The sequence below is a fragment of the [Clostridium] aerotolerans DSM 5434 genome (genome assembly GCF_000687555.1).
GTDB classification, from domain to species: domain Bacteria; phylum Bacillota; class Clostridia; order Lachnospirales; family Lachnospiraceae; genus Lacrimispora; species Lacrimispora aerotolerans.
In genome coordinates, this window is sequence record NZ_JHWJ01000010.1 from 165789 (window position 1) to 185506 (window position 19718).

General features: G+C 45.2%; 16 protein-coding genes and 3 pseudogenes. 12 read left to right on the plus strand and 7 right to left on the minus strand.

Translation table 11 applies throughout. The features are described 5' to 3' along the window. Positions 1-61 precede the first annotated feature (61 nt). The 4 genes from T546_RS23655 to T546_RS0114505 are packed head-to-tail and all read left to right on the plus strand — an operon-like array spanning position 62 to position 7727. A complete protein-coding gene (locus tag T546_RS23655) occupies positions 62-2710 on the plus strand; it encodes an exo-rhamnogalacturonan lyase family protein (RefSeq protein WP_034599400.1) in 2649 nt (882 codons plus the stop codon). 14 nt (positions 2711-2724) lie between these two features. Beyond that, a complete protein-coding gene (locus tag T546_RS23660; protein WP_034599403.1) occupies positions 2725-5868 on the plus strand; it encodes a rhamnogalacturonan lyase family protein in 3144 nt (1047 codons plus the stop codon). Positions 5869-5871: 3 nt separating this feature from the next. Next, positions 5872-6921 (plus strand): glycoside hydrolase family 88/105 protein, encoded by a 1050-nt coding sequence (locus T546_RS0114500; RefSeq protein ID WP_026892231.1) that lies wholly within the window; start codon positions 5872-5874, stop codon positions 6919-6921. Beyond that, entirely contained in the window at positions 6918-7727 is an 810-nt protein-coding gene (locus T546_RS0114505) for a polysaccharide deacetylase family protein (protein ID WP_034599406.1), read from the plus strand. The genes T546_RS0114500 and T546_RS0114505 overlap by 4 nt, the downstream gene beginning before the upstream one ends. Position 7728: 1 nt before the next feature. On the opposite strand, the gene T546_RS0114510 is transcribed toward T546_RS0114505, so the two are convergent. Next, the gene (locus T546_RS0114510) at positions 7729-8292 is read right to left on the minus strand and encodes a manganese efflux pump MntP (RefSeq protein ID WP_026892233.1); all 564 of its coding nucleotides are present in this window, start codon (positions 8290-8292) and stop codon (positions 7729-7731) included. Continuing rightward, positions 8283-8447: pseudogene (locus tag T546_RS26355) on the minus strand (DUF6783 domain-containing protein). The gene T546_RS0114510 and the pseudogene T546_RS26355 overlap by 10 nt, the downstream one beginning before the upstream one ends. Between T546_RS26355 and T546_RS26450 the strand changes: the two are divergent. Next, positions 8421-8483 (plus strand): annotated as a pseudogene (locus T546_RS26450) (DUF6783 domain-containing protein); the annotation flags it as partial. The pseudogenes T546_RS26355 and T546_RS26450 sit on opposite strands and share 27 nt — an antisense overlap. 37 nt (positions 8484-8520) lie before the next feature. Here T546_RS26450 and T546_RS0114515 read toward each other — a convergent pair. Beyond that, entirely contained in the window at positions 8521-9042 is a 522-nt protein-coding gene (locus T546_RS0114515) for an NYN domain-containing protein (protein WP_026892234.1), read from the minus strand. Between the two features lie 652 nt (positions 9043-9694). Here T546_RS0114515 and aspS point away from each other — a divergent pair. Genes aspS through T546_RS0114540 form a run of 5 tightly spaced genes read left to right on the plus strand, consistent with a single transcriptional unit; the run spans position 9695 to position 15608 of the window. Continuing rightward, entirely contained in the window at positions 9695-11026 is a 1332-nt protein-coding gene (gene aspS, locus T546_RS0114520) for an aspartate--tRNA(Asn) ligase (RefSeq protein ID WP_026892235.1), read from the plus strand. A gap of 15 nt (positions 11027-11041) precedes the next feature. Next, on the plus strand, positions 11042-11335 hold the full coding sequence (gene gatC / locus T546_RS0114525) for an Asp-tRNA(Asn)/Glu-tRNA(Gln) amidotransferase subunit GatC (RefSeq protein ID WP_024835084.1): 294 nt from the start codon (positions 11042-11044) through the stop codon (positions 11333-11335). Positions 11336-11346: 11 nt separating this feature from the next. Continuing rightward, positions 11347-12843, plus strand: a complete 1497-nt coding sequence (gene gatA / locus T546_RS0114530) for an Asp-tRNA(Asn)/Glu-tRNA(Gln) amidotransferase subunit GatA (RefSeq protein WP_026892236.1) — start codon at positions 11347-11349, stop codon at positions 12841-12843. A 1-nt stretch (position 12844) separates the two neighbouring features. After that, positions 12845-14278 carry an Asp-tRNA(Asn)/Glu-tRNA(Gln) amidotransferase subunit GatB gene (gene gatB, locus T546_RS0114535; protein ID WP_026892237.1) on the plus strand — a complete coding sequence of 478 codons (1434 nt, stop codon included), beginning with the start codon at positions 12845-12847 and terminating at the stop codon, positions 14276-14278. A gap of 31 nt (positions 14279-14309) precedes the next feature. After that, positions 14310-15608: an aminotransferase class I/II-fold pyridoxal phosphate-dependent enzyme gene (locus T546_RS0114540; RefSeq protein ID WP_026892238.1), complete on the plus strand. Its 1299-nt coding sequence runs from the start codon at positions 14310-14312 to the stop codon at positions 15606-15608. 78 nt (positions 15609-15686) lie between these two features. On the opposite strand, the gene T546_RS0114545 is transcribed toward T546_RS0114540, so the two are convergent. From T546_RS0114545 to T546_RS0114560, 4 genes are all read right to left on the minus strand, one after another. Beyond that, positions 15687-16565: a LysR family transcriptional regulator gene (locus T546_RS0114545; protein WP_026892239.1), complete on the minus strand. Its 879-nt coding sequence runs from the start codon at positions 16563-16565 to the stop codon at positions 15687-15689. Positions 16566-16664: 99 nt separating this feature from the next. Further along, positions 16665-17213 carry a GNAT family N-acetyltransferase gene (locus T546_RS0114550; protein WP_026892240.1) on the minus strand — a complete coding sequence of 183 codons (549 nt, stop codon included), beginning with the start codon at positions 17211-17213 and terminating at the stop codon, positions 16665-16667. A gap of 82 nt (positions 17214-17295) precedes the next feature. Continuing rightward, a complete protein-coding gene (locus tag T546_RS0114555; RefSeq protein WP_026892241.1) occupies positions 17296-18492 on the minus strand; it encodes an NADP-dependent isocitrate dehydrogenase in 1197 nt (398 codons plus the stop codon). 71 nt (positions 18493-18563) lie between these two features. Next, positions 18564-18983, minus strand: a complete 420-nt coding sequence (locus tag T546_RS0114560; RefSeq protein ID WP_026892242.1) for a metal-dependent transcriptional regulator — start codon at positions 18981-18983, stop codon at positions 18564-18566. Positions 18984-19165: 182 nt separating this feature from the next. On the opposite strand from T546_RS0114560, the gene T546_RS23665 reads away from it, so the two are divergent. After that, positions 19166-19480, plus strand: a complete 315-nt coding sequence (locus T546_RS23665) for a FeoA family protein (RefSeq protein ID WP_024835094.1) — start codon at positions 19166-19168, stop codon at positions 19478-19480. After that, positions 19471-19638: pseudogene (locus T546_RS25065) on the plus strand (FeoB small GTPase domain-containing protein); the annotation flags it as partial. The gene T546_RS23665 and the pseudogene T546_RS25065, both read left to right, overlap by 10 nt. Positions 19639-19718: the final 80 nt, after the last annotated feature.

Below are 19718 nucleotides of genomic sequence, written 5' to 3' on the forward strand. Positions count from 1 at the left end.
AGGGACTGTACTGCCTGTTTTATCGTAGTGCGAAAGGAATGGAAGCGTCAAACAGGCGCAGATGGAGGAAAAAGTGAAGCTGCATAATCTAGGGAACAGACAGAAGACAGGTTATACCACATGGGGATGTATGTGGCAGCAGGGAACGTGTAACAAGGAAACGGGATATGAGCTTAAAAATGAGGATGGCAAAACAGTTCCCATGCAGTCAAGAATCACAGCGTTCTGGCCGGATGGCACGGTCAAATGGTCAGCCCATACTGCATGTGCCGATGAACTGACGGAAACCATTGAGGTGCTGTTAAAGGAAAAGGCTGGTTTTGAGTCTGAAGACAGTGGCGTGGCCCTTCGGGTAAAGGAAGTAGTGAATGGCTATTTAGTGAAAGCAGGAAGCCTTTGTATCCATATCCCAGATGCCGGAGATTGTCTCTTTGATGAAGTCCTTGTAAATGGAGTAAAAAGAGCCGGGAAAGCCTGTCCCGTTCTTTTATTGGAAGTACCCATTTCAAGAGGGAATGAAAAAGGAAGGCTGGAAAAGAAATATCTGGGAGTGGTGGAAGAGGTATTACTGGAAGAGACAGGACCTTTGAGAACAGTCATAAGATACCGGGGAAGCCACGTATCTTCTGACGGTGATAAAAAGATTCCATTCATTATTCGAATGTATGTAGGGCTTAACAGCAGTGAGCTTTCCTTTACCCATACCTTTTTATACGACGGAGATGAGAATAAGGATTTCTTAAAAGGAATCGGCCTAACATTTCAAGTTCCCTTGTCAGGCCCCATGTATAACCGTCATGTGATGTTTGAAGGAGATAACGGCATATTTCATGAGACCATGGCAGAGCTTCTCACCTGGCGTCCCAGAGTCCCGGCAGAGATTTATAAGGCTCAGATGAGAGGTGAGCGCCTGGAGCTAAATGGCAGTGAGTTAGAAACCGTAGAACAGGTTATGCAGGATATGCCATTTTGGGATGAGTATGATCTCTGTCAGGAAAGTCCCAGCCATTTCCGGATTAAGAAAAAGACTGCCATCCCAGACTGCTGTTATCTGGATAGTCTACATGGACAGAGGACCATGGGTGGGGCTGCCTTTGGAGGAGAGAATGGAAGTGTCCTTTGCTCTATTCGGGATTTCTGGCAGACCTATCCGTCGGGTTATACCTTTCGGGGACTTACGAAGGAAGAAGCAGAAGCAACCATCTGGCTGTATAGCCCCGGAGCAGAAGCCATGGATTTCAGACATTACACGGACAGAGGATATAATCAGGTCTATTACGAGGGCTATGACTATAAAGGTGCTACTCCTTATGGAATTGCTTCCACCAGCCAGTATTCCATCTCATTTCATAAGAGTATGATTCCTACGGAAGAAGAATTATCAGGTTTTTCCAAGGCAGTCACGAATCCACCCCAGTATGCAGGAGAACCGGAATATTACCATAATCTGAATGCATTTGGTCACTGGTCTTTGCCGGAACGGAAGACTGAGGTGGAGGCATGGCTTGAGGATCAGCTGGACTGTGCCGTACAGTTTTACCAAAATGAGGTGGAGCAGAGAAACTGGTACGGACTATTTAATTATGGGGATTTCATGCATACCTATGACCCGGAGCGTCATCAGTGGCGTTACGATATGGGAGGCTATGCCTGGGATAATACGGAGCTGGTTCCCACCTTATGGCTGTGGCTTTCTTTCCTGCGAACCGGGCGTCCGGAGATATTCACTCTGGCAGAGAAGCTGACCCGTCATGCCTCGGAGGTGGATGTGTACCATATGGGCAAATACAAAGGACTTGGATCTCGCCACAACGTCCGTCATTGGGGGTGCCCCTGTAAGGAAGCCCGCATTGCCATGGCTGCTCACCACCGGTATTATTATTACATGACAGGTGATTATAGGCTGGAGGACATTTTTTCAGAGTTAAAGGACAATGAGATGACCTTTCTTCAAAAGGACCCTTTGGCAGATTTTTATAAGAAAGAAGAAATGGTCTTTCCTAGTCATGCAAGAAGCGGTCCAGACTGGTCTTCTCTTTGTGCCAATTGGTTGACACAGTGGGAACGGTTTTTAGATGACCGGTATTTAAAGAAAATCCAGATTGGTATGGAGGACATTAAAAAGGCCCCCTTAAAGCTGATATCAGGACCTGATTTCGAATTTGATCCGGAGACCGTTCATCTTCGCTACATCGGAGAGAGGGCAGCAGGAGGTACCCACCTTCAGATCTGCATGGGAGCGCCCCAAATTTTCATGGAAATGTCAGATTTAATGGGAGATGAAGAGTGGAAGCAGATGATGGCAGATTACGGAAGGTTTTATTATCTGCCAAGACAACAGCAGCTAGAAGAATCCGGCGGATTAATTGGAGACAGGGAATTTTCTCTTCCTTTTATGGCGGCAGCCATGGGAGCTTTTGGGGCGTGGTATTTAAAGGATGAAACCCTTGGTAAGACCACTTGGCGCCATCTGCTTCATGCCATGATTTGTGAAGGAAATCACAATGGATTCCAGATTATCAGGCAAAATAACAAAGGAAATCATAAGGAGCTTACTGAAATTCCATGGATCAGTACCAACTTTGTGGCTCAGTGGTGCTTAAACGTAATATGCGCCTTAGAGTTTATCCGAAGTGAGCTGCCAAAGACCTTAATGGAAGCCGATGAATTAGTGGAGACCATGTCCTCGGACAGTTTTCGTAAAGCCTAAAAAGGGGGAGAATCATGATAAAAATAACAGCCATGACCAGGCAGTCCGTGACCATTGCATGGGAAGTGATGGAAGGTGTGAAAAAGGCAAAAGTCTATTGGTCGGACCGGGAGACAGAGAAAGAAAATTACCGCTTGATGGCTGAGAGTGATTCAAAAGGAATGGATCATTATCAGCTTAAGCGGGCGACCAGTAAACCCCATTATTTCCTGGTGGTTCAGTCTGATGAGAGGGGAACGGTTCAGGAGGAAACCTTTGTAACTCCCGTTCATTTTTTTGAGGAGGAACAGATAGAGGCAATCAACCGGGGGCTAGTTGCGATAAAAACAGGAGAAGGAATCTTCTTAAGCTGGCGATTCCTTATTCATGAAGTGACAGGATATAATCAAATGAAACAGGGGCTGACCGGAGCAGACTTTGTCGTTTACCGGGAAGGAAAGCCTGTGGCAAAGGTAACGGACAGCACCAACTATTTAGACCGGGAAGGAAGGGAGCCAGACAGATACCAGGTGGCTTCTGTGATCAATGGGGTGGAAGATAATGCCTGTGATCCTGTTAGAGCTTGGGATCAGGAATATCTTGATATTCCTATAAAAAAGCCATCACCTGGAGTGACGCCAAAGGGAGAGGAATACACTTACTCAGCCAACGACATGTCGGTGGCTGATATAGACGGTGACGGAGAGTACGAATACCTTGTGAAATGGGATCCGTCGAATTCTCAGGACGTTTCTATCAAAGGATATACAGGGCCTTGCTATATTGACTGCTACAAACTAGATGGAACTCTCTTATGGCGTCTGGATCTGGGACCAAATATCAGGGCTGGTGCTCATTACACCCAGTTTATGTGCTATGACTTTAATGGAGATGGTAAGGCGGAAATAGCCTTAAAAACTGCTCCGGGAACCCGTATGACTCTGTTTGGGAAGGATGGGAAGGAAACCAACTCCTTTTATATCACCATGCCAGAAGAGGATAGAAAAAAAGGATACAGCCACAGTGATTCCTATGTGTGCAGCGCTTCTGACTACCGGGAACATCTCATTCAGACCTTTTGCCAGTGGCAGGATCATCCGGAGGTAAAAAGCGGTCGTTGGCCAGGAACCTTAGAGGAATGCTTTCACATACCGCCGATGGCGTTCTATCCACTAAATCAGGAGGAAGGGGCACGTCTGGCAGATTATTTTCTGGATGAGTATGCACCCAGGAGAAGTTCTAGAAATAAGCTTCGGGAATTTGAGGGATTTATCTATGAAGGACCGGAGTATTTAACCATGTTCTCCGGAGATGGAAGAGAGATAGAAACCATTCCATTTCCTTTTGACAGGGAAGATGACGGTCTTCTTTGGGGAGATTATTCCGGGAATCGAATCGAGCCATGTAATAGGGTGGACCGGTTTTTATCCGGGGTAGCCTACTTAGATGGAAAACGACCCTACCTCATCATCTGCCGGGGATATTATACCAGGTCTGCCATAGCTGCCTACGACTTTTTTGAAAACCGATTCCATAAGGTATGGACGGTTGATAGTGGATTTGTGCCAATGGATAATCCATTTGATGACAACCCACACGGTGGAAGAGGGACAGATCCTGTCTATGGTTCTCTGGCGGGGCAGGGGAATCACTCCTTGTCTGTCTGCGATGTAGACGGGGACGGCTGTATGGAAATTATATACGGGGCAGCCTGTATTGACCATGACGGAAGTCTGCTCTATAGCTCTCACGATAAGCTACCGGACGGTAGAATGGCAAAGCTTGGTCATGGAGATGCCATGCATGTGGCTGATATTGACCCGGACCGACCAGGCTATGAAATCTTCAATGTGTTTGAAGGCGCGGAGCAGGCACCTTATGGATATGCTCTCCGGGATGCAGAAAGCGGAGAAGTCATATTCGGGGAATATGCCACAAAGGATTTAGGCAGGTGCATGGTGGGAGATGTGATTCCAGAGGTAAGGGGATTGCAGTGCTGGGTCAATGGAGTCGGTACCTATGACTGCCATGGAAGACTGCTGAAAAAAGAGACCCTCGGTACCAATATGTCCATTCGATGGTCCGGTGATTTAACCACCCAGATTACCGACGGAGAGGATTATTTAAAACAATCCCCCACTGGTGTAATCAATGATTTTATCCATAAGACCATGTTAGAGCCATTAGGAACTAAGACCAATAACGGAACTAAAGGTAACCCTTGTCTGGTGGCTGATATCTTTGGAGATTTCAGGGAAGAGCTGCTTTTGCGGACGGAAGACAGCAGTGCCATTAGAATCTATACCAATACCCAGATTACAAACCACAAGCTCTTTACCCTAATGCAGGATACCCAGTACCGTTGTGGTGTGGCATGGCAGAACAACTGTTACAACCAGCCATGCTATCCTAAGTTTTACTATGGTTCCGATATGGATATGAGCCAAGTACTTCCCTACATGAAGGCTAGACCAGTACTTTTTATTGCCGGAGATTCCACGAACCAGACTTATTGGAACCAGGAGGTAAAAACCATGGGAATAGGGGAAAAGCTTATGTCTCATCTGGACCCAGGAAACCTTTATGAGGTCCGCAGGCAAAAAAACTCCGGTTTTTCCAACGAGGCCTGGTATCAAAGCAGACATTTGATCGTGGATAACTGCGCCATGGCTGGAAGGTCCACAAAAAGCTTTGTAAAGGAAGGACGTTTGGATGACATAAAGGCGAGAATGAAGGAAGGGGATTATCTTCTCATTCAGTTCGGACATAATGATGCATCCGCAAATAAGCCAGAGCGCTATGTGCCGGTATCAGAGTTCTCTGACTATCTAAATATCTATGTAAGGGCAGCAAGGGAGCAGGGAGCATTGCCTGTACTGGTATCTCCTGTCTGCATCTGTCCTACCAGAGATAGAAAAGAAGGAGAGAGAGGAGAGATAGAAGAACTACTTCCAGAATACGCCAGAGAGATGGAACGGTTTGCAAGGAAAGAAGGAATTCCTTTTATCAATCTATATCAAAAGTCATCAGAATACTGTATACAAGCAGGGGAGGAAAATGCCCTGGAGCTTTACATAGAAGATCAGGTTCATTTATCAGAAAAAGGAGCTGATTGCTACGCCGGGTTATTGGCAGAAGATCTAAAATCATTTATAATGGGAACAGATATGGAGGGATAACAAATGGGGAAATTAAAATTTGACAGAGCGAGTATTGAGGGGGCCATGGACCGGATCGTGGACCGGACAAAACGAATGGATATGTCCTGGGACTGGCCATGCGGCGTAGCCTATTACGGCATTGCAGAAGCGTATGAGATTACAAAAAAGAAAGATTATCTGGATTTTCTAAAGGAACGTGTGGATGAGCTCATAGAGCTGGGCCTTCCAGTGTGGACAGTGAATACCTGTGCCATGGGACATTGCCTGATTACGCTATATGAGGCCACAAACGAGGACGCCTATATGGACATCATCCGTTCCAAGGTATCCTATCTAAGAACAGATGCTCTGCGGTTCGGGGATCAGGTGCTCCAGCATACGGTTTCAGCAGGGAATGATTTTCCGGAGCAGTGCTGGGCGGATACTCTTTTTATGGCGGCGTTCTTCCTGCTACGGGTAGGCATTATGACAAAGGATGAGGAGCTGGTTTCAGACGCTTTAAACCAGTACTACTGGCACATTCAGTACTTACAGGATGAAAAGACCGGGCTGTGGTATCATGGCTACAATAACATCACAAAGGATCACATGTCAGGCTTTTACTGGGGCAGAGCCAATTGCTGGGCGGCCTATACCATGAGTAAGGTAGGCCTTCTTCTTCCGGAATGCTATTTGTATCCTCAGTTTTTAGAAATCGTTGGAAGCTTAAATGAGCAACTTTCTGCGCTTAAGCTCCTTCAGACAGAACAAGGCTTGTGGAGAACGCTCCTTGATGATGAAGAATCCTATGAGGAGCTGTCTGCTTCAGCCGGAATCGCGGCTGCTATGACCTTAAAGGGCAATCCGCTTCACATCAAATACATAGAAAAGTCCATCACTGGAGTCTTATCCCATGTAGCGCCAGATGGAAGACTGACTGATGTTTCCGGCGGAACTGCAGTGATGAAGGACCGGGATGGATACCGGAATATATCAAAGAAATGGATTCAGGGCTGGGGGCAGGGAATGGCTCTTGCATTCTTTGCGGCAGTTTTAAATTATGAGAACGTAGCAGGAGACGGAGCATTATGACGGGAGCATTGAAAAATATATATACCTGCTTTCCAGGTGGAAGGCATAAAGTCCTTACCATGAGCTATGACGATGGAAGGATCGAAGATAAGAGACTTGTTGATATTTTTAACGCCAATGGGATCAAGGGAACCTTTCACGTAAATTCCGGCCTCACTCATATGGAAAACCGACTAAAGCCGGAAGAGTGGAAGGAAGTCTATGAGGGGCATGAGATATCCTGTCACACGGTGCTTCACCCAACCATAGCAAGATGTCCCCTTCCCCAGGTGGCGCTCCAGGTCCTAGAAGACCGCAGGGCATTAGAGAGGGCAGCAGGATATCCAGTGCGTGGCATGTCCTATCCAAACGGCTCCTATACGAAGGAAATTGTTGATATGCTCCCAGGGCTTGGGATTGAATATTGCAGAGTGGTCGGGAGCACCGATGATTTTGCCATGCCGGAAAATTATCTGGAATGGAAATCCACCTGCCATCACAATCACAACCTCTTAGAAAATGGAGCCCGTTTTGTTGAACTTTTTAAAACCCAATATCTTTACATGATGTATGTATGGGGGCACAGCTTTGAATTCCCAAGAGATGATAACTGGGAGCTGATGGAAGAGTTCTGCCGTCTGGTGGGAGGCAGAGAGGATATCTGGTATGCAACCAACATAGAGATCGTGGATTATATGAATGCTGCCTCCCAGCTTAAATTCACCATAGACGGAGATATGGTCTATAATCCTTCTGCCCAAAGTGTCTTTATCAGTGTAGACAGCACTCTGATCCAGGTTCCAGGGGGACAAACCGTAAGTATTTAAATCAGATACCAAACAGCTGGTCGATTAGAATTTCGCCGCCCATAAATATTAGAATGAGACCGCCGGCAAATTCTGCCTTTGACTTATATTTGGCTCCGAACATATTCCCCACCTTTACTCCAAGGATAGAGAATAGAAAGGCAGTAAATCCAATAAAGGAAACGGCTGGCAGAATTTTTACCTGTAAGAAAGCAAAGGTTACGCCCAGGGCAAGAGCATCAATACTGGTAGCAAGTGCCAGCAAGAGCATCTGTCCTGGGTGAAGGGAAGGATCTCCACAGTCGTCCAGTTCATGGGTGAGAGATTCTTTTATCATATTAAGGCCAATGCAGCTAAGGAGAATAAATGCGACCCAATGGTCAAAGGATACAATGGCGTCTTTAAACTGGGATCCTAAAAGAAAACCGAGAAACGGCATGATGGACTGAAAACCTCCAAAGTAAAGCCCTACGACCAGGGCGTGTTTCCAGCTCATTTTGGGGAGACTTAGGCCTTTGCAGATGGCGACGGCAAAGGCATCCATAGAGACTCCTATGGAAATCAGGAACAATTCAATCAATGACATGTGTAATTCCTCCTCGGGCGACTAGGGTGTGTCTGAAAACTCATTGCTCCAATCTGTACCTCCCACTTCGCAGTATATTTGCTCCATATTCAGTTGGCGTAGCCCACTACGCCGCCTTCATCTGAAGCAAATCTCCCACAAAGTGTAACGCACATCTTGAAACAAGCAGTTTTCAGACACACCCTAAGTAAATATATGCCGGGAGAAAGAGGGGGTAGAACGATAAAACTAATCTTTCTTATTCAGTCTGATTTTTTCCAGATACTCAAACAGCTCAGGGTCAACATTGTCAAACAATCGGTTTTTCTTTGAGGGAATCCGTTCTAAGTGCTCTTTTTTAATTTCTATATTGGTTTCCTCAATCTCTTTTTTTAGTTCTCTTGCCGAAAGCCTGGTGCAGCCAGTTCCTAGGATGATGATCTGCTCCATCTTATCAGAGGTAGCCACTCTCACCTGGTACTGTCTTCCAATTTGCTGGCTCACCTTTTCAATGTATTGGTCTGCTGTTTCTGCTTCTTTTGTGAAAATGACGTGAATGTTGTGATACTCTATGATCGTTCCTGGGTTTCCTTTGACCTTATAGCCGTCAAAGACCAGGATGACGTTGCATTTTTTAAAGCCCTGATAATTGCAGAGAATGTCCTGGAGCTTGGTTCTGGCCGAGTCCATATTGGTTTTTGTAAGCTCCTTTAATTCAGGCCATGCAAATATAATATTGTAGCCATCTACCAGTAAATATTCGGAACTCATTGGTCTGTCACCTCTCTGCTGTAGTAAAATAAAAAAAGCCTTTTTACGGTATCACAAGACTTAAAATAATTGTAACCTTTCCTACAGGAAAAGTCAACATTGCGGAATATTTAGAAAGAACTGGAATTAATTTGTTAAAAATAAATATTGCAGGATAAAAAAGATTGTGATATTATTAGTGAAATTCATTGTGGTGAAGTGATGAACTGTTATAATTTTTTTAAAAACAGGGAAGCTTATCCTTTATTGAATGGAAAAAGATATTGATAAAGGCAGAGAAGGAGACTCTGGCCTATGGACCTCGACAGGAAGAGGGCGTCACCGACTGAGAGCGCCGTCATGTGGGACTTGGCTATGGGAACACTCCGGAGCCGATAAGCCGAAGCGGCTGAGAATCTTTAAGATTTTCGGCGCCATGAGTAGGTTTATCCGTACGCATGCGTTAAATGCTTGAGTGGAGATTTTTGCTTAGCAGTCTGTTTATTTGCGGATGAATTTTAAAGCAATCTCAATGCGGGTGGTACCGCGGGAGCTTATAGCCATATAAATCCCGTCCCGGAATATGTAACTGTATTCCGGGGCGGGATATTTTATTGTCAAAATATCTTTACCGGAATCGAAGCAATTACATTTAGGTAAGGAGAAAACAGATATGGAATTCATCAAAGGTGTGAAAGAAAAGGAAACAATCGGGATTTTAAAGGGCTTAACCGGGGAAAATGCAGGTAAGACCATTCGCATGGAAGGCAGCATCCATACCATTCGTGATATGGGAGACGTGGCCTTTGTCATTCTTCGTAAGTCAGAAGGACTGGTACAGTGCGTGTATGAAGAGGGAAAGACAGCGACGCCTCTCAGTCAATTGAAAGAGGAATCAGCGGTCCGTGTTACTGGTGTGGTATCAGAAGAGAGCCGGGCGCCTCATGGATTTGAGCTGCGCTTAACAGAAATCGAGGTGTTATCTCAGCCTGCAGAGGTACTTCCTATCGCCATCAGCAAATGGAAATTAAATACCTCCCTTGAGACAAAGCTGTCTCTTCGCCCCATAACCTTAAGAAATCCTATGGAGCGGGCAAAATTCCGCATTCAGGAAGGAATCGTAAGAGGATTCCGTGATTTCCTCCATTTAGAAGGATTTACAGAAATCCGTACACCAAAGATCGTCGCCAGAGGAGCAGAAGGCGGATCTAACGTATTTAAACTGGACTATTTTAATAAAAAGGCAGAGCTTGGACAGAGCCCTCAGTTCTATAAGCAGACCATGGTCGGTGTTTATGACCGGGTATTTGAAGTGGCTCCCGTATTCCGTGCGGAAAAGCACAATACCACAAGACACTTAAACGAATACACCAGCATGGACTTTGAGATGGGGTATATCGACAGCTTTGAAGAGATCATGGAAATGGAAACAGGCATGCTTCAGTATACCTTTGACCTTCTAAAGAAAGAGTATGCCCAGGAATTAAAGATGCTTAAAACAGACCTTCCCGATGTATCAAACATCCCGGCAGTACGTTTTGATAAAGCAAAAGAACTGGTAGCTGAAAAGTATGACAGAAAGATCAAGAACCCATACGATTTAGAGCCGGAAGAGGAAGTATTAATCGGTCGTTATTTTAAAGAGGAATACGGCAGTGATTTCGTATTCGTCACCCATTATCCATCAAAGAAGCGTCCCTTCTATGCCATGGAGGATCCGACTGATGACCGTTATACCTTAAGCTTTGACTTATTATTCCGTGGACTTGAAATAACGACCGGAGGACAGAGAATCCATGATTATGAGACCATCATAAAAAAGATGGAAGCCAGAGGCATGAATCCAGAAGATATCTCTTCTTATCTCATGATCTTCCAGTATGGTATGCCGCCTCACGGTGGCCTGGGAATCGGACTGGAGCGTCTTACCATGCGTCTTCTTGATGAGGCCAATGTAAGAGAGACTACCCTGTTCCCAAGAGACGTTACAAGACTGGAACCATAAAAGGAGGCAGAAGAAATGGCACACATCATTGATGATGATATGATAGAATACGTTGGTATTTTAGCGAAGCTGGAATTAAGCGAGAAAGAGCGGGAAGATGCAAAGAAAGATATGGGCCGCATGCTTGATTATATTGATACCTTAAATGAACTTGATACCGACAGCGTGGAGCCCATGTCCCATGTATTTCCCGTCCATAACGTATTTCGTGAGGACGTGGTGGAAAATGGCGATGACAGAGATAACATCTTAAAGAATGCTCCCGAGAAAAAGGATGGGGCCTTTAAGGTACCAAAAACAGTGGAATAGGAGGAAGGCAGATGACAGAGAAAGAAATATTGTCCCTTACTGCGGTAGGGCTTGGAAAAAAGATAAAAAGCAAAGAAGTCACTGTTTTAGAGGCTGTAAAAGCAGTGCTTGGACAGATCCGTTCCATGGAGCCTGACTTAAACAGCTTTGTGACCGTAGATGAAGCATTTGCCTTAAGCCAGGCAGAAGCAGTGCAAAAGAAGATCGATGCCGGCGAGCTTACCGGTCCTCTGGCCGGAGTTCCCGTAGCAATTAAAGATAACATCTGCATTAAGGATATGAGGACCACCTGCAGCTCCAACATTCTATCTGATTTTGTACCCACCTATACGGCACAGGCAGTAGAGAATTTAATCGAGGCAGGAGCCATTATAATAGGAAAGACAAATATGGATGAGTTCGCTATGGGAAGCACCACGGAGACCTCAGCCTTCGGACCAACAAAGAATCCCTGGAATCTTGAATACGTTCCCGGCGGCTCTTCCGGCGGCTCCTGTACTGCGGTCGCATCCGGGGAATGCTTTTATGCCCTTGGCTCTGATACAGGCGGCTCCATCAGACAGCCAGCCTCCTACTGCGGAGTAACAGGCTTAAAGCCTACCTACGGAACCATCTCCCGGTATGGACTCATTGCCTATGGCTCCTCTTTGGATCAGATAGGCCCGGTGGCAAAGGATGTAACAGACTGCGCGGCTATCTTAGAGGTTCTTGCCTCCCATGATAAAAAGGACAGCACCTCAGTGGATCGTAAGGACAATCACTTCATGGAGGCCCTGACGGAAGATGTGAAGGGGCTTCGGGTTGGTATTCCAGCGGATTATCTGGGAGAAGGTCTTAACGAGGAAGTGAAGGAAGCTGTTTTAAAGGCTGCTAAGATTCTGGAGGAGAAGGGGGCAGTGGTGGAAACCTTTGACCTTGGAAGAGTAAAATACGCCATTCCGGCCTATTATGTCATTGCCTCTGCCGAAGCAAGCTCTAACTTATCCCGGTTTGACGGAGTAAAATACGGCTACCGCGCCAAAGAGTACGAAGGACTTCACGGTATGTATAAAAAGAGCCGTTCTGAAGGCTTCGGAGCAGAAGTAAAGCGCCGTATCATGCTTGGTTCCTTTGTTTTAAGCTCTGGTTATTATGATGCATATTATATTAAAGCCTTAAAGACCAAAGCGCTGATTAAAAAGTCCTTTGATGAGGCTTTTGCGAAATACGATGTAATCCTGGGGCCAACGGCTCCTACCACAGCACCAAAGCTGAATGAAAGTCTCAGCGATTCCTTAAAGATGTATCTGGGAGATATCTATACCATTTCCGTAAACCTGGCAGGGCTTCCCGGACTTTCCATTCCATTTGGCACGGACCATAAGGGACTTCCCATTGGACTTCAGCTGATCGGTGACTGCTTTCAGGAGAAAAGTATCCTTCGTGCAGGCTATGCCCTAGAAGGGGAACACGGATATACCATGCCGGAACTGGCACTTAAGGCAATAAACGGAAGGGAGGAGAAGTAAAATGAGCAAACAGTATGAGACAGTCATTGGTCTGGAAGTTCACGTAGAGCTGGCGACCAAAACAAAAATCTTCTGCTCCTGCTCCACGGAATTCGGAGGAGCGCCCAATACCCATACATGTCCGGTTTGTACCGGTATGCCAGGATCTCTCCCTGTATTAAATAAGCAGGTCGTGGAATATGCCCTTGCAGTTGGCCTTGCAGCTAATTGTGAAATCAACCAGTATTGTAAATTTGACCGTAAGAATTATTTTTACCCGGATAACCCACAGAACTATCAGATTTCTCAGCTTTATCTTCCCATCTGCCATGATGGATATGTGGAAATTGATACTCCGTCAGGGAAAAAGAAAATCGGTATCCACGAGATTCATATGGAAGAGGATGCGGGTAAGCTGATTCATGATGAGTGGGAGGACTGCTCTTTGGTGGACTTTAACCGAAGCGGCGTTCCCCTCATTGAAATCGTTTCTGAGCCTGATATGAGAAGCGGAGAAGAGGTCATTGCCTATCTGGAGAAGTTAAGACTAATCATTCAGTATCTTGGCGCTTCTGACTGTAAGCTTCAGGAAGGCTCCATGAGAGCCGATGTAAACTTATCGATCCGTGAAGCTGGGGCAAAGGAATTCGGAACCAGAACGGAGATGAAGAATCTAAACTCCTTTAAAGCCATTGCAAGAGCCATTGAAGGAGAGAAAAAACGTCAGATTGAGCTCATTGAGGAAGGAAAACTGATTACTCAGGAGACCAGACGATGGGATGACAATAAGGAATCTTCTTATGCCATGCGTTCCAAAGAGGATGCCAAGGATTACCGCTATTTTCCGGACCCGGATCTTCCTCCTGTTCTCATCAGCGACGAGTGGATTTCTTCTATTAAGGAGAGACAGCCAGAGCTGCGCACGGAGAAAATGGCACGTTATCAGGAAGACTTCAGCCTTTCTGAATACGACGCAGATATTATTACCGCTTCCAAGCATATCGCAGACATTTTTGAGGCGGTCACTGAGATCTGCAATAAGCCAAAAGAAGCCGCCAACTGGCTTATGGTGGAGGGCATGCGTCTGTTAAAAGAGCATGAGATGGAACCGGAAAATATGTGTTTTTCACCGGAAAACCTTGCAAAATTAATTCAGTTAGTAGATAATGGTACCATTAACCGTACCGTAGGTAAAGAAGTTTTTGAACGAATCTTTGCGGATAATGTCAATCCAGAGCAATATGTGGAAGAAAAAGGATTGAAAGTCGTAAATGATGAAGGGCAGCTTCGAGAGGCAATCCAGGGTATTATTGATGCAAATCCGCAGTCCGTAGAGGATTACCACAATGGAAAGGAAAAAGCCATGGGCTTTTTGGTCGGTCAGACCATGAGAGCCATGAAAGGTAAGGCCGATCCAGCTTCCGTCAACCGGATTGTAAAGGAACTGCTTGGTTAATGGAGTCTAAATGAGGAGGAGTAAGGAATCTATGAAGCCGTATATTGAAATGACAAAGGAAGAGTTACTGGCGCTTAAAAAGGAACTTTCTGTACAGTACAAGGAGTTTCAGACAAAGGACTTAAGACTTGATATGTCAAGAGGAAAGCCCAGTACGGAACAGCTGGATATTTCCATGGGGATGATGGAGGTATTGGGCAGCGATGTGGACCTTACTTGTGAAGACGGCACTGACTGCCGCAATTACGGGGTTCTTGACGGGATTAAGGAGGCGAAAGAGCTTCTTGCAGATATGATGGAGGTAGCTCCAGACTACATCATCATTTACGGCAATTCCAGCTTAAATGTCATGTATGATACGGTTTCCCGCTCCATGACCCACGGAGTTATGGGAAGTACGCCCTGGTGTAAGCTGGATAAGGTGAAGTTTTTATGCCCGGTTCCCGGCTATGACAGACATTTCGCCATAACCGAGTACTTTGGCATTGAGATGATCAACGTGCCCATGACACCTGACGGACCTGATATGGATATGGTAGAGGAGCTTGTGGCTAACGATGATGCCATTAAAGGAATCTGGTGTGTGCCTAAATATTCAAACCCTCAGGGAATTTCCTATTCCGATGAAACCGTACGAAGATTTGCCCGCTTAAAACCGGCGGCCAAGGACTTCCGTATCTATTGGGATAATGCCTACACCATCCATCATTTATACGACCATGACCAGGATCATCTCATTGAGATTCTGGCAGAATGTAAGAGAGCAGGCAATTCAGATCTTGTATATAAATTTGCTTCAACCTCTAAGGTCAGCTTCCCAGGCTCAGGCATTGCAGCCATTGCAGCCAGCCAGAACAACCTGGTAGATATCAAGAAGCAGTTAAAGATCCAGACCATTGGACACGATAAGGTGAACCAGCTTCGCCACGTACGGTATTTCGGTGATATTCATGGCATGGTAGAGCATATGAGAAAGCATGCTGATATCATCCGCCCTAAATTTGAGACCGTGATTAATACCCTGGAACAGGAGCTTGGAGGACTTGGCATCGGTGAATGGACCAAACCAAAGGGAGGCTATTTCATTTCCTTTGATTCCTTAAACGGATGTGCGAAGGCTATCGTTACCAAATGTAAAAAATCCGGACTTATCATGACAGGGGCAGGAGCTACCTATCCATATGGAAAGGACCCTAATGACAGCAATATAAGAATCGCACCGTCTTACCCGACCTTAAGCGATATGGTGCTGGCTATGAGGTTATTTACCCTTTGTGTGAAGATGGTAAGCATCGATAAGATTCTGGCTGATAAAAAGGATAAAGAATAAATAGAAGTGTATGAAAAAACGTGAGCCCTGAATGGTTATTAACCATCAAGGGCTCACGTTTTTTTATTCTAATCCAGATTATTCGAACAATACAAGGTTGATAAATGCCTGGAAGGATTCGGTCTGGAACTTGTCCTTTTGAAATACCACATGATTCATGCAGCTGATATTAAAGTCTTTTACTTCAACCTCAACAATCTCACCAAGGCGTATGGATTCGTCCGCAAAGATCCTGGGTACCACACCGATTCCAATGTTTTCTTTTACTGCCTGTAATATCACATCGGAATTCGTACTGGTCCAAAGAGGCTCTGCAGAAAGATTATTAAGGGCAAGAGCGTAATCAAAGGTATCCCTGATGGTACAGCCAGCTTCCCTTAAGAGAAGCGGTTCCTTCATCAGTGCCTCTAAGGACACAGGCTGGTCACCTGGTTTTGCCAGAGAATGACTTGGGGCACAGATCACGGCCAGGGGATAGGAGGAAAATGGGATCTTTTCCAGCTGCTCATCGGGAATGACGCCTTCCACAAGGCCGATGTCCAGTTCATTTTTCAAAAGCTTCCCTGTAATTTCCTGGGAGTTTGATACGGTTACTTTTAACTGGATATCCGGGTTTGAAACTGCAAAACGGGAGACCGCCCCTGGAAGTAAATAACTGGCCAGAGTCACGCAGGAGCCAATTCGCAATGGCGCATTCAGATGAAGAGTTCCTGAGTAGTTTTCAAGATCCTGGTAAAGTTCCAGAAGGGGTATGACCTTAGACAAATAAAATTTACCATTCTCGTTGATTACCACCCTTCTGGACACCCGGTCAAATAAGGGAGAACCAACGGATTCCTCCAGTTCATTAATGGCGTGGGAGACGGCAGGCTGGGTCATGGACAGCGCCTTGGCTGCTCCAGTAATGCTGCCTTCTTCGCACACCGTTTTAAAGATCGTAAGATGTCTTAAGTTCATGTTTGTATTCCTTCCATTACCAACGTGTTATATGATAGTTTACATTATATCATTTTGATAATGGTATGAATAGAGTTTTGGAAAAAAATGTCGAAAAAATTATAGGCTCAGCATCATTAAATATTCTGTGGCATAGGTGCCGTCCCGGTATTTAAATCCATGCTTTCTGGTTCCGTAAAGCTCAAAGCCAAATTTGGTGTAGAGAGCCAGACCGCGTTCATTTTCACTCACTACCTCCAGCTCAAGCTGCTCATATCCCATTTCCAGGGCACCGTTTATGAGAGAAGACATGAGATGAGAACCGATTCCAAGGCCCCAATAATTCCGGATGATGGAGATTCCAAAGGAAGCTCTGTGAGCATAGCGCTGATGAGGAGCGATGGAGGTGATACCGGCATTTGCTACGAGATGTCCATGAACGATGGCACATAGCATTAAGTCCTTTTTACTTCTTAGGCAGTTTTGTAAAAATTGCTGCTCCTGAGGGATTGTAATATCAATTTCATCGGCATATCTGGAAAGGAAATCTGTTTCTTCCGATGCGGTAGACATCAGATGAAGCATGGCTGTGGCGTCTTCCGGCCCAGGGCTTTTTATGATACAGGGAAGTCCATTCTTTAGTATAACCTCTTTGGGTTTATATCTCATGATATTTCCTCCTGAAAGGGAAAGAGAAAGCAACGGGTACGCAGCTTTCTCTTTCTATGTTTTAATTCAAAGCCAGATAATCTTACAGACGCTTTGCAATGGCTTTGATAAAATCTTCGCTGTTTAAAACAGTTGGGTTAGAAATGGTGGTAATAAGAGCAAGATCCTTTGTCATCTCACCAGCTTCAATGGTATCAATGGTGGCTTTTTCAAGCTTATCGGCAAAAGCGGCCAGCTCGTTGTTGCCATCAAGCTCTCCACGCTTTCTTAAAGCACCGGTCCAGGCAAAAATGGTTGCCACAGAGTTTGTGGAGGTCTCCTGGCCCTTTAAGTGATTGTAGTAATGACGCTGAACCGTTCCGTGTGCTGCTTCATACTCGAAGTCTCCTTCTGGGGAAACAAGAACAGAAGTCATCATGGCAAGAGAACCAAAAGCAGATGAAATCATGTCACTCATAACGTCCCCGTCGTAATTTTTACAAGCCCAGATGTATCCGCCTTCTGATTTCATAACACGAGCGACTGCATCGTCAATTAAGGTATAGAAATATGTAATGCCTGCTTCTTTAAATTTATCTTCATACTCTGCTTCAAAGATCTCCTGGAAGATATCCTTAAAGGTATGATCATACTTTTTGGAAATGGTATCCTTGGTAGAGAACCATAAGTCCTGCTTAATATCAAGAGCATAACTAAAGCAGCTCTTTGCAAAGCTTTCGATGGAATCGTTTAAGTTATGCATACCCTGGGTGATGCCTGCGCCCTTAAAGGTATGAACGAGCTCTCTTGTTTCTGTTCCATCCTCTCCGGTGTATACAAGCTCTACTTTACCGGCACCTGGAATCTTCAGCTCAGAACCCTTATAAACATCTCCGTAAGCGTGTCTTGCAATTGTAATTGGCTTTTTCCAGTTCTTCACACATGGATCAATTCCCTTGACAACAATAGGAGCGCGGAATACAGTACCGTCCAAAATGGCACGGATGGTGCCGTTGGGACTTTTCCACATTTCCTTCAGGCTATATTCTTTTACCCGGTCCGCATTGGGGGTGATGGTGGCACATTTTACAGCGACCTTATATTTCTTTGTGGCATTGGCTGAGTCAATGGTTACCTGATCGTCTGTTTCGTCCCGGTAAGCAAGTCCCAGATCATAATACTCCGTCTTTAAATCGATGTATGGGAGTAAAAGATTATCCTTGATCATCTGCCAGAGAATACGGGTCATCTCATCTCCATCCATTTCAACAATGGGGGTCGTCATTTTTATCTTATCCATGTGTTTGTCCTCCTACGAAATGTTCATATTTTGCTATAGTATACGACATAAATTCAATTCGCACAAGACTGCTATGTAAATTTATTCATCCATTTTTGTATATTATACACAGTCTGAGGATTCATGAAATGCTCCACCTTTTCCACCTGCTCCAGCTCATCGGTATTTTGATTGATAAAGCAGAAAAAACGGTGAAGAACATCGTGGCGGAAGAGAAGATATTCTCCTAGCTGCATTCCATCCTCTGTCAGGGAAACAGCACCGTATTTTTCAAACCCCACTAATCCCTGTTCCTTTAGGTTACCTGCCATTTTAGAAGCTGAGGAGGGCTTTACATGAAGGCATTCGGCAAGCTCCTTGATACGGACAGGTTGCCCGTCGTGATGAAGCCTGCAGATCATTTCCAGATAATCTTCCATAGAGGAGGTGATTTTTGTCTGCTCTAAAAGGGAGTAGCCTTTCAGCGTATAGAAATTTTCAGCTCCGTTCATGCTGGCGTCTCCTTTGAGATATAATCATAGTTCATATCTATTCCCCATGGGACAGTTGTATGAATCCAGGGACATGAAAAAACCATGATAAAATCGTTGGAACCAGTTTTTATTTCTTTGCATATGTTAGGATATGGAAACATTGCAGGTAATTTTAGAATGAAGTGCGGAGGTAAGAAACAATGAAGGAAAAGGCATGTATGGCAGATCTGAAAAGAGGGCAAAGAGGTGTCATAGCTAAGCTGTCTGCTTACGACGATATGAGAAGGCGTCTGCAGGATATCGGACTGATTGAAGGTACGGTTGTGGAGTGCCTTGGAAAAAGTCCGTTGGGCGATCCTACAGCATTCTTAATCAGAGGTGCAGTGATTGCCCTGCGAAGGGAAGACGCAGGGCGGGTGCTGGTACGCCTGGAACAAGAGGATATGGGAAGACGCCGTTTTGAAGAAGAAGTGGCGGCAGCGGCGGTCACCCAGGAGGAAGATGCATGGGATTAAGCAGAGACTCTGTTGGTATCAAATCTGTGGATCTGGGGCTTGAAATTAAGAAGCGTAAGGATAGTGATAAGGTAATTGCACTGGCTGGAAATCCCAACGTAGGGAAGAGTACGGTGTTTAATCAGCTTACAGGGATGAACCAGCACACGGGCTGGTGGTGTTAGAGGTAAAATAATATTGCAACGAAAAAGGCTGTTCCCAGCTGAATTTTATAAGAAGACCACGGTATAATCCCTTT

What these genes read in the sequence shown, in the direction of transcription:
- T546_RS23655 (WP_034599400.1), top strand. Translation starts at nt 62, where the DNA reads ATGGAGGAAAAAGTGAAGCTGCATAATCTAGGGAACAGACAGAAGACA.
- T546_RS23660 (WP_034599403.1), top strand. Translation starts at nt 2,725, where the DNA reads ATGATAAAAATAACAGCCATGACCAGGCAGTCCGTGACCATTGCATGG.
- T546_RS0114500 (WP_026892231.1), top strand. Translation starts at nt 5,872, where the DNA reads ATGGGGAAATTAAAATTTGACAGAGCGAGTATTGAGGGGGCCATGGAC.
- T546_RS0114505 (WP_034599406.1), top strand. Translation starts at nt 6,918, where the DNA reads ATGACGGGAGCATTGAAAAATATATATACCTGCTTTCCAGGTGGAAGG.
- T546_RS0114510 (WP_026892233.1), bottom strand. Translation starts at nt 8,292, where the DNA reads ATGTCATTGATTGAATTGTTCCTGATTTCCATAGGAGTCTCTATGGAT.
- T546_RS0114515 (WP_026892234.1), bottom strand. Translation starts at nt 9,042, where the DNA reads ATGAGTTCCGAATATTTACTGGTAGATGGCTACAATATTATATTTGCA.
- aspS (WP_026892235.1), top strand. Translation starts at nt 9,695, where the DNA reads ATGGAATTCATCAAAGGTGTGAAAGAAAAGGAAACAATCGGGATTTTA.
- gatC (WP_024835084.1), top strand. Translation starts at nt 11,042, where the DNA reads ATGGCACACATCATTGATGATGATATGATAGAATACGTTGGTATTTTA.
- gatA (WP_026892236.1), top strand. Translation starts at nt 11,347, where the DNA reads ATGACAGAGAAAGAAATATTGTCCCTTACTGCGGTAGGGCTTGGAAAA.
- gatB (WP_026892237.1), top strand. Translation starts at nt 12,845, where the DNA reads ATGAGCAAACAGTATGAGACAGTCATTGGTCTGGAAGTTCACGTAGAG.
- T546_RS0114540 (WP_026892238.1), top strand. Translation starts at nt 14,310, where the DNA reads ATGAAGCCGTATATTGAAATGACAAAGGAAGAGTTACTGGCGCTTAAA.
- T546_RS0114545 (WP_026892239.1), bottom strand. Translation starts at nt 16,565, where the DNA reads ATGAACTTAAGACATCTTACGATCTTTAAAACGGTGTGCGAAGAAGGC.
- T546_RS0114550 (WP_026892240.1), bottom strand. Translation starts at nt 17,213, where the DNA reads ATGAGATATAAACCCAAAGAGGTTATACTAAAGAATGGACTTCCCTGT.
- T546_RS0114555 (WP_026892241.1), bottom strand. Translation starts at nt 18,492, where the DNA reads ATGGATAAGATAAAAATGACGACCCCCATTGTTGAAATGGATGGAGAT.
- T546_RS0114560 (WP_026892242.1), bottom strand. Translation starts at nt 18,983, where the DNA reads ATGAACGGAGCTGAAAATTTCTATACGCTGAAAGGCTACTCCCTTTTA.
- T546_RS23665 (WP_024835094.1), top strand. Translation starts at nt 19,166, where the DNA reads ATGAAGGAAAAGGCATGTATGGCAGATCTGAAAAGAGGGCAAAGAGGT.